General features: G+C 73.1%; 9 protein-coding genes. 3 read left to right on the forward strand and 6 right to left on the reverse strand.

What is annotated here, in order from left to right; translation table 11 throughout:
• Positions 1-98 precede the first annotated feature (98 nt).
• Both D450_RS0103630 and D450_RS0103635 read right to left on the reverse strand, forming a co-directional pair.
• The gene (locus D450_RS0103630; protein WP_017537315.1) at positions 99-740 is read right to left on the reverse strand and encodes a DJ-1/PfpI family protein; all 642 of its coding nucleotides are present in this window, start codon (positions 738-740) and stop codon (positions 99-101) included.
• 104 nt (positions 741-844) lie between these two features.
• Positions 845-1,060, reverse strand: coding sequence for a hypothetical protein (locus tag D450_RS0103635; RefSeq protein ID WP_017537316.1), 216 nt, complete (start codon positions 1,058-1,060; stop codon positions 845-847).
• 183 nt (positions 1,061-1,243) lie between these two features.
• On the opposite strand from D450_RS0103635, the gene D450_RS0103640 reads away from it, so the two are divergent.
• Positions 1,244-2,056, forward strand: coding sequence for a helix-turn-helix domain-containing protein (locus D450_RS0103640; protein WP_026128361.1), 813 nt, complete (start codon positions 1,244-1,246; stop codon positions 2,054-2,056).
• Positions 2,053-2,238, forward strand: a complete 186-nt coding sequence (locus tag D450_RS0103645) for a DUF397 domain-containing protein (RefSeq protein ID WP_017537318.1) — start codon at positions 2,053-2,055, stop codon at positions 2,236-2,238. The genes D450_RS0103640 and D450_RS0103645 overlap by 4 nt, the downstream gene beginning before the upstream one ends.
• Before the next feature lie 21 nt (positions 2,239-2,259).
• Here D450_RS0103645 and D450_RS0103650 read toward each other — a convergent pair whose 3' ends face one another.
• Both D450_RS0103650 and D450_RS0103655 read right to left on the reverse strand, forming a co-directional pair.
• Entirely contained in the window at positions 2,260-2,925 is a 666-nt protein-coding gene (locus tag D450_RS0103650; protein ID WP_017537319.1) for a hypothetical protein, read from the reverse strand.
• Between the two features lie 105 nt (positions 2,926-3,030).
• Positions 3,031-4,131, reverse strand: coding sequence for an acyl-CoA dehydrogenase family protein (locus D450_RS0103655; protein ID WP_017537320.1), 1,101 nt, complete (start codon positions 4,129-4,131; stop codon positions 3,031-3,033).
• A gap of 81 nt (positions 4,132-4,212) precedes the next feature.
• On the opposite strand from D450_RS0103655, the gene D450_RS0103660 reads away from it, so the two are divergent.
• A complete protein-coding gene (locus tag D450_RS0103660) occupies positions 4,213-5,403 on the forward strand; it encodes an acyl-CoA dehydrogenase family protein (RefSeq protein ID WP_017537321.1) in 1,191 nt (396 codons plus the stop codon).
• A 10-nt stretch (positions 5,404-5,413) separates the two neighbouring features.
• Here the strand turns inward: D450_RS0103660 and D450_RS0103665 are convergent, their stop codons facing one another.
• Positions 5,414-7,153 (reverse strand): class I adenylate-forming enzyme family protein, encoded by a 1,740-nt coding sequence (locus D450_RS0103665; protein WP_017537322.1) that lies wholly within the window; start codon positions 7,151-7,153, stop codon positions 5,414-5,416.
• Positions 7,154-7,224: 71 nt separating this feature from the next.
• On the reverse strand, positions 7,225-8,197 hold a 973-nt coding region (locus D450_RS0103670), incomplete at its 5' end, for a zinc-binding dehydrogenase (RefSeq protein WP_017537323.1).

The following is an 8,197-nucleotide window of genomic DNA, read 5'->3' on the forward strand; positions in this document are numbered from 1 at the left end:
GGCGACCGCGAGGAAGCGGCCGTTGAGCCGGAACGAGGTCAGTGCGGCGGCCGAGAGGAGTTCCTGCTGTCGCGCCTGCGCGGTGGGCTCGTCCTGCACTACGCCTCCCCGGTGCCGCCGGCGGCCTGTTCCAGCACCTTCAGCGCGCCGGCGTCGCGGTGGGCGAAGAGGCGGTACCAGGCGTCGAGCACGTCGGGTTCGAAGACGCCGAGGCGGGCGAAGGCTTCACGGGCGAACTCGATGGGGGCCAGCGCCCCTGCGGTGATGACGTCGCGGTCGGTGACGGCGGGTTCGTCCCGGTAGCGCCCCGCGCCGTTGTACCCGGTCGCGGCGAGGTAGTCGGGCGCGTTGGAGGTGTGGTCCCGCTCGTCGAGCAGGCCCTCGCGCGCGAGGCCGCCGGTGGCGCCGCAGATGGCCGCCACCGGGACGCCGGAGTCCAGGAAGCGGCGCGCGGCCCGTGCGAAGGGGGCGAGCCCTTCGGGGTCGGCGTCCCAGGCCGAGGCGCCCGGCAGGACGAGCATCAGGCTGTCGGCCGGGTCGAGGCCGTCCAGGGCGAGGTCCGGGGTGATGCGCACGCCGCCCATCGTGGTGACGGGCCCGGTGCCGAGGCCGACGGTGGTGACGCCGTACCCGCCGGGGCTCCGGTGGGCGAGCCCGTTGCGCAGGTGGGCGGTCAGGTACCCGGTCTCCCAGTCGGCGAGCGTGTCGTAGACGGCGAGGTGCACGGTTCCGTTCTTCATGACAACATCTTGTCGATTCGACAAGGTGTTGTCAATGGCCGGACGTCGTCAATCAAGGGAGGGCTGCTGCGCGGCCCCCTCGCCTGCCGCGCGGCAGCCCGGCTTCAGGCGTCGATGCCCAGGCGGCGCAGGGTGGTCTGGATGTCGGCCAGGTAGGGCCGCCGTGTCAGCGGGCGGCCGCTCGGGCCGGCCAGCGTGTAGAGCTGCCCGACGGGGGTGGGGCGGCGCGTCAGCCGCAGGCCGTAGACGGCGGCCTTGTTCGCGACGCGGGCGATGGCGGCCTCGTACTCCGAGTCCGCGGCCAGTGGGATATCGTCCATTCGTCTCGCCTCTCTGGTTTGTCCGGGTGAGACCACGCCCCGGGGCCGGTGGTGCGGTCGCCGGGGCCTTTTCTGCGATTACCGTGTCATCGCGAACCGGTGAGATCCATGTATCGCTTTGAGCGCCTTGATCTCTCCGTAGAGGGCGGTTGCGCGCGATGAGTGGATGGTAAAAGCAGATCCATGGTGGTAAACCGACTCACCGCGATGGAGAGGTTCGGTGCCGAGGTGCGTCGGACCCGTGTCAGTGCAGGGATCTCACAGCAGGAGCTGGCTGCGGCCGTTCTCGCTTCCCAGAGCACGGTCAGCGATTTCGAATGCGGAAAGAAACGACCGAAAAGGAATTTTGCGGTCGAAATCGACCGTGTGCTTACCGCTGAGGGGCGGTTGGTCACCGCATGGGACCACGCTTTCAAGGCCTATGAACCGCCGGAGTGGTTCCGAGAGCTTCCGCTTCTGGAGCGTCGGGCGCTGGAGATCCAGGAGTACCATCCATTGCTCGTGCCGGGCCTGGTCCAGACCGAGGACTACGCTCGGGCCTCCATCGAGGCCGGAGACAGGAGGGTGCCCCGGTCCTATGTCGGCCGCAAGGTCCAGGAGCGCGTCGAGAGGCAGGCCATCCTCCAAGGGGAGGAGGCCCCCTTCCTCAGCGTCGTCCTGGACGAGTCGGTATTGCGCAGACGAGTCGGAAGCCCTGCGACAATGAAGGGGCAGCTTGATCATCTGCGGGCCATCGCCTCGTGGGAGCAGGCGGAGGTGCTGGTGGTGCCCGCCGCGACCTTGAACCATCCGGGCTTGGAGGGGGGCTTCAAACTCGTCCGCCTCCCCGAGTCGAACCTGGTGCTCTACCAGGAGACCCGCTCCGGCGGCGGTGTGGTCGTCGACCAGGAACTCGTCGATGAGCACATGGCGCTGATGGCGGATCTCAGGGGAGTGGCACTGCCCCCTGAGCAGTCGCTCGCCCTCATGGAACAGGTGCAAGGAGAGATCGAATGATCAGCGAGACGGGTTGGCGCAAGTCGAGTTTCAGCAAGGGGGACACGAACTGCGTCGAGTCCCGCTTGGCCGTGCAGCGCGTCCACGTCCGCGACAGTAGGAACCCCGGCCTCGGTCACCTGGCGTTCCCGTGCGCCGAATGGCAGGCGTTCCTGAGAGGGCTGGAGGAGCGCACCGGGTAGGCGCGCTGCGGCCGCCGGCCCTCACGGTGTCCAGCGGCCGGCGCCCAGCCGGTTGCCCAGTGCCCTGCGGAACTCGCGTTCCAGCTTCTCCCCCGACTCGCCCCGGGCCGTGTACACCACCTCGCTGCCGTCCTTGAACCGCACGGTGGCCACCACGTCGCCCTGGCCGTCGTAGGTGATGCTCCCCGACGCCAGCTCGGCGAACGGCACGCGCTGGTACGCGGCCCGCGAGCGCCACTTGGGGCGGCGCTCCTCGTCGGGCCAGCGCCCCTTCCACCATGCGGACGCCCGTCGCCGGAGCCGGGGGAAGGGCAGCAGGAACAGCCACACGGCCGCCCACACCGCCAGCAGTCCCAGCAGCAGCCCCACCAGCAAATAGCCCAGCAGCTCGCCGAGGATCTCGCCGCCCTGGTGGTAGAGGAGCCCCGCGACCAGGTACAGCAGGGCGGCGACCAGCACCGCGATGACGGCTGTGCGCAGCCGCTCGTCGACGGCCGACGGGTCGAGGGCGAGCGCCGCCGCGATCGAGGCGGCCAGGAGCACGCCGGCGGTGAACATCGGCCAGGCGGAGAAGACGCGGTTGAAGAACCGCACGGCCGGGCGCGGATCGGCGCGATAGCCCGTCGCCTCGAACCGCAGGGCGCGCCGTCCGCCGGGGCGCGCGCGGACGCCTTCGATCACGGTCATCCCGTCGACTCCCGAGTCGTCGGTACATGCGCGGTGTGTCGGTCGGGGCATGATTCTTCCATGTCAGGGTGGTCGTACCGGTGTGTCCCCCCTTGCCGCAATCGGTCAGAGCGGGGGTGTCACCGCGTCCAGCCCTAGGACGGGCGCCAGTCGCCGCCGGTGCCATTCGGGCGTGCCGAACAGCAGCGCCGATCCGTGCGCGCGCTTGAAGTGCCGCTGGGCGTCGTGCTCCCATGTCACCCCGATGCCCCCGTGCAGTTGGATCGCCTCCCCAGCGATGTCCCGGTAGGCCTCCGAGCAGGCCGCCTTGGCCGCCGAGGCGTCGATCCACGCCTCAGGGGAGCCGTCGTCCAGCGCGAACGCGGCCGCGTAGGACAGCGAACGGGCGCTCTCCAAAGCCACGTACATGTCGGCCAAGCGGTGCTTGACCGCCTGGAACGAGCCGATCGGCCGCCCGAACTGCTCCCGTGTCCCCGCGTAGGCGACCGTCATCTCCACGCAGCGCGCCGCACCCCCGACCTGTTCGGCAGAGAGTGCCGTGCACGCCGCTGTCAGGACGTCCCACAGGATGCGTTCTCCGCTGAGGGAGAGGGCGTGCGCCGGAGCGCCGTCGAGGACGGTGTCGGCCTGGGGCCGGGTCAGGTCCACGGGGACGTGCTCGGCCACCGATACGCCCTCGGCCCGCGGGTCGAGCGCGAACACCGCGGGACCGTCCACGGTCGACGCCGCCACGACGAGCAGGTCGGCGTCGTCGGCCCCCAGGACGTGCCGCTTGCGCCCGGTGACCCTCCAAGGGCCCTCCCCGGCCCCCGGGCGGGACCTACTCGCGTGCTCTGCGCGCGTGGTGGGGCCGGTCAGGTCGAAGCCGCCGTCCTCGGCCCACGCCAGCGCCGCCGTGGCCGTCCCCTCCGCCAGGCGGCCGAGCCAAGCGTCCCGGAGAGCCGACGGGCCGCACTGCACGAGCGCCTGCGCGGCCAGGACCGACGAGGACAGGAACGGGGTCTCCGCCAGCGCACGTCCCAGCTCCTCCATGACCACGTGCACTTCCAACGGCCCGAACCCCGCACCGCCGAGGTGCTCGGGCACCGCCAATCCGGACGCCCCCACCTGCTCGGCCAGGGGCCGCCATGCCGCCGCGCCGCGATGGCGGGCCAACAGGCGCCGCACGGTGTCGCGCAGCTCGGCGTGCTCGGCGCGAAAACGCATACCGGCCTCCCGGCGCCCTCGATAACCTACCAATCGTTTGCTAGGTTAGCCGTGTGCGCCGCCGCGGACCAGAGGGGGCCCATGACCGCCGAAGCCGACCCGGTCGCCGGGTTCCGCCGCGAGATCCGCGCCTGGCTGGAGGAGAACCTCGCCGGCGCCTTCGCCGACGCCCGCGGCACGGGCGGCCCCGGCCGCGACCACGAGGCCTTCGCGCTGCGCCGCTCCTGGGAGCGGCGGATGGCCGCCGCCGGGTGGACCTGCATCGGCTGGCCGGCCGAGCACGGCGGGCGCGGCGCCACCATCGGGCAGCAGGTCGCCTTCCATGAGGAGTACGCTCTGGCCGACGCCCCGGCGCGGGTCGGCCACATCGGCGAGGAACTCCTCGGCCCCACCCTCATCGCCCTGGGCACCCCCGGGCAGCGGCACCGCTTCCTGCCGCCCATCAGGCGCGGAGAGGAACTCTGGTGCCAGGGCTACTCCGAGCCCGGAGCCGGGTCCGACCTGGCGGCGGTCTCCACCCGCGCCGAACGGCGCGAGGGGCCCGGCGGCCCCCACTGGCGCGTCCACGGCCAGAAGGTGTGGACCTCCCACGCGCGCGAGGCCGACTGGTGCTTCGTCCTGGCCCGGAGCGACCCGGGATCGACGCGCAGGGACGGGCTCGGCTTCCTGCTCGTCCCGCTCCGCCAGGACGGCGTGGAGGTGCGGCCCATCACCCAGCTCACCGGGACATCGGAGTTCAACGAGGTCTTCTTCGACGGCGCGCGCGCCGAGCCCGACCACATCGTCGGCGCACCGGGGGAGGGGTGGCGCGTCGCCATGGCCACCCTGGGCTTCGAACGCGGCGTCTCCACGCTCGGACGGCAGGTCGGCTACGAGCGGGAGCTGCGCGCGCTGGCCGAGCGGGCCCGGACGAACGGGGCGGCGCGCGACCCCCTCCTGCGCGACCGCCTCACACGCGCGTGGATCGATGTGCGCGCCATGCGCGCCACCGCGCTGCGGACCATGGCGGGGCTGGCCGACGGCGTCCCGGGGCCCGAGGCGTCGATCTCCAAGATCCACTGGGCGCGGTGGCACCGGCGCCTCGGCGAGCTGGCCATGGAGGTGGCCGGGCCCGAAGGCGCGCTCGCCTCCGGGCCGCCCTACGAACTGGACCGCTGGCAGCGGCTCTTCCTCTTCTCCAGGGCCGACACCATCTACGCCGGCACCGACGAGGTGCAGCGCGACACCATCGCCGAACGCGTCCTCGGTCTGCCCCGGGACCGCCGCTCATGAGGGGAGGCCCCTACGCCTCCCCGTCCCCGGCCAGCCCGAACTCCTGCTTCACCCGCTTCTTGAGCAGCTTGCCCGCCGCGTTGCGCGGCAGCTCCCGGGTGACGATGCGCATGTGCGCGGGGATCTTGAAGGCGGCCAGCTTCGGCTCCAGGTAGGCGCGCAGCTCCTCCTCGGTCAGCTCCGTTCCCGGGAGCAGGCCGACCACCGCCGCCACCTCCTCGCCCAGGACCTCGTGCGGCACGCCCACCACGGCGACCTCGCCCACCGCCGGGTGCTCGTGCACCGCCGCCTCGACCTCGGCGCAGTACACGTTCTCCCCGCCGCGGATGATCAGGTCCTTGGCGCGGTCGACGATGGAGAGGAAGCCCTCCTCGTCCAGGCGGCCCAGGTCGCCGGTGTGCAGCCAGCCGTCCTTGAACGTCTCCGCGGTCTCCTTTGGCCGGTTCCAGTACCCGTGCACGATCCCCGGCCCGCTGATCAGGACCTCGCCGACCTCGCCCGGAGGCAGCTCCGTGCCGTCCGGCCCCACGACCTTGACGTCGACCACCGCCACCGGCAGGCCCGCGCTGTCCGGCCGCAGCAGGTAGTCGCTGCCGCCGTTGACCGTGGCGATCGCCGAGGACTCGGTCAGCCCGTAGCCCTGCCCCAGCATCAGCTCGTGCAGCCCGGACCGGGCCCGCGAGACCAGGGCGGGCGCCGCCGGGGCGCCGCCGCTGGAGAGCACCAGCAGGCTCGTCAGGTCGTACTCGTCGATCCGGGGGCAGGCCAGCATCTGCGCGATCATCGACGGCACGGCGGTGATCGCGGTGACCCGCTCGCACTCGATCAGGCGCAGCGCCTCCTCGGGGTCCCACTTGTACATCAGCACCAGCGCCCCGCCCTTGGCCAGCGCCGGGTACATCACCGACTGGGCGCCCGTGGTGTGGAACAGCGGGACCGTGCACAGCACGGTGGCCGCCCCGACCGCGTCCAGGAAGGCCTGGGCGTCGGGCATGTCCAGGCCCAGCCGCATCAGCGAGCGGATGCGCGCGTAGTCGGCCGAGATCTGGTTGGAGATCATGTTCCGGTGCGAGCCCACCGCCCCCTTGGGGCGCCCGGTCGTGCCGGAGGTGTAGAAGATGTTCGCCGGGTCGTCGGGGTGCAGCTCGGCCGCGGGGGGCTCGGCGTCCGGCTCCACCGCGCCCAGCACCTCCGGCCACGGGCGCGCCCCCTCCGGCAGCGCCCCCTGCGCGCGCACCGCGATCACCGGCAGGCCCAGGCGCGCGGGGGCCCCGCCCAGCTCCGCGATGCGCTCGCCGTCGGCGACCAGCAGCCGGGCCCCGCTGTCGGTGAGCCCGAACTCCAGCTCCTCGCGCCTCCACCAGGCGTTGAGCGGGACCAGGATCGCGCCGATCGAGGCGGCCGCGTAGTAGGCGATCACCCATTCGGGGTAGTTGCGCAGCGCCAGGGCCACCCGGTCGCCCTTGCCCACGCCGTACTCCTCGGCCATCCGCCGCGCCATGGTGGCGGCGTGCCGGTAGAACTCGGCGTGGGTCAGCCGCTCGTCCCCGTAGACCAGGGCGGGCGCGTCGCCGAAGGCCTTCCCCGCCTCCAGGGCGTCCCGCAGGGTCGGCACGGCGTTCTTCCACACCCGCGTGGGGACCCCGGCGACGTCGGCGATCTCGATCTCGTAGGGGCTGCCCGCATGGAGCAGGCGGGCGGTCACGGCGCCGATCGCGCGCACCGGTCGCTGGACGGGGGGTTCGGTCATGCGCACACTCCCTAGGGTCGGGCCCCGCCCGGGGCAGGGCGGGGAGGGAACCGCGGTCGCCCCGCCCCGGGTCAGGGGGCGAAGCGGACGAGGGACCTGCCCCCGCGCCCCTGCCGCATGCGCAGGAAGGCGTCGGGCAGGCCGTCGAGGCCGATCTCGTCGGTGACCATCGAGGCCAGGTCGAGCGAGCCGTCGCGGACGAGCCCGGCCAGCAGGGGCACGTCGCGGGCCGGGTCGGAGGAGCCGTAGACGCAGCCGCGCAGGGTGCGGGCGAAGTGGAAGAGCTCCAGGGCGCTGAAGGACACCCGGTCGTCCTTGGAGCCCACGCCCACGACGGTGGTCGTGCCGCCGCGCCGGGTCATGCTCCAGGCGCTGCGCACCGCGGCGGAGGAGCCGACCACCTCGAAGGCGTGGTCGACGCCCCGGCCCTCGGTCAGGCCGCGCACCTCCTTGGCGGCGGCGTCCCCGGCGGTGACGAAGTGGGTGGCGCCCAGCGCGCGGGCGAGCTCCTCCTTGGCGGTGGACACGTCGACGGCGATGAGCGGGTCGGCCCCGGCGCTGCGGGCGGCCTGCAGGGCGGCCAGTCCGACGCCTCCCAGGCCGATCACGGCGGCCGACTGGCCCGGGCGCACGCCGGCGGAGTTGGCGACCGCGCCCCACCCGGTCAGCACGGCGCAGCCCAGCAGCGCGGCGGCGGCGGGGTCGACCCCGCCGGGCAGGGGGACCAGGGCGTTCTCGGGGACGATCGTCGCCTCGGCGAAGGCGGCGGTGCCCAGCCCGGCGTGCACGGGGGTGCCGTCGGGGAGAGAGGCGTAGGCCGTGCGCGCCGCGTCCCCTGAGCGCTCGCAGAGGTAGGGCTCGTCATTGGTGCAGAACCAGCAGGTGCGGCAGGCGGGGGCCCAGTTCAGCACCGCCTGGTCGCCTGGGGCGGCGGCGGTGACGCCTTCCCCGACGGCCTCGACCGTGCCCGCCCCCTCGTGCCCGAGCACGGCCGGCATGGTCTGGGGGAGCGTGCCGTTGGACAGGGAGAGGTCGGAGTGGCAG

The organism is Nocardiopsis halophila DSM 44494, assembly GCF_000341245.1.
In the GTDB taxonomy this organism is placed as follows: domain Bacteria; phylum Actinomycetota; class Actinomycetes; order Streptosporangiales; family Streptosporangiaceae; genus Nocardiopsis_A; species Nocardiopsis_A halophila.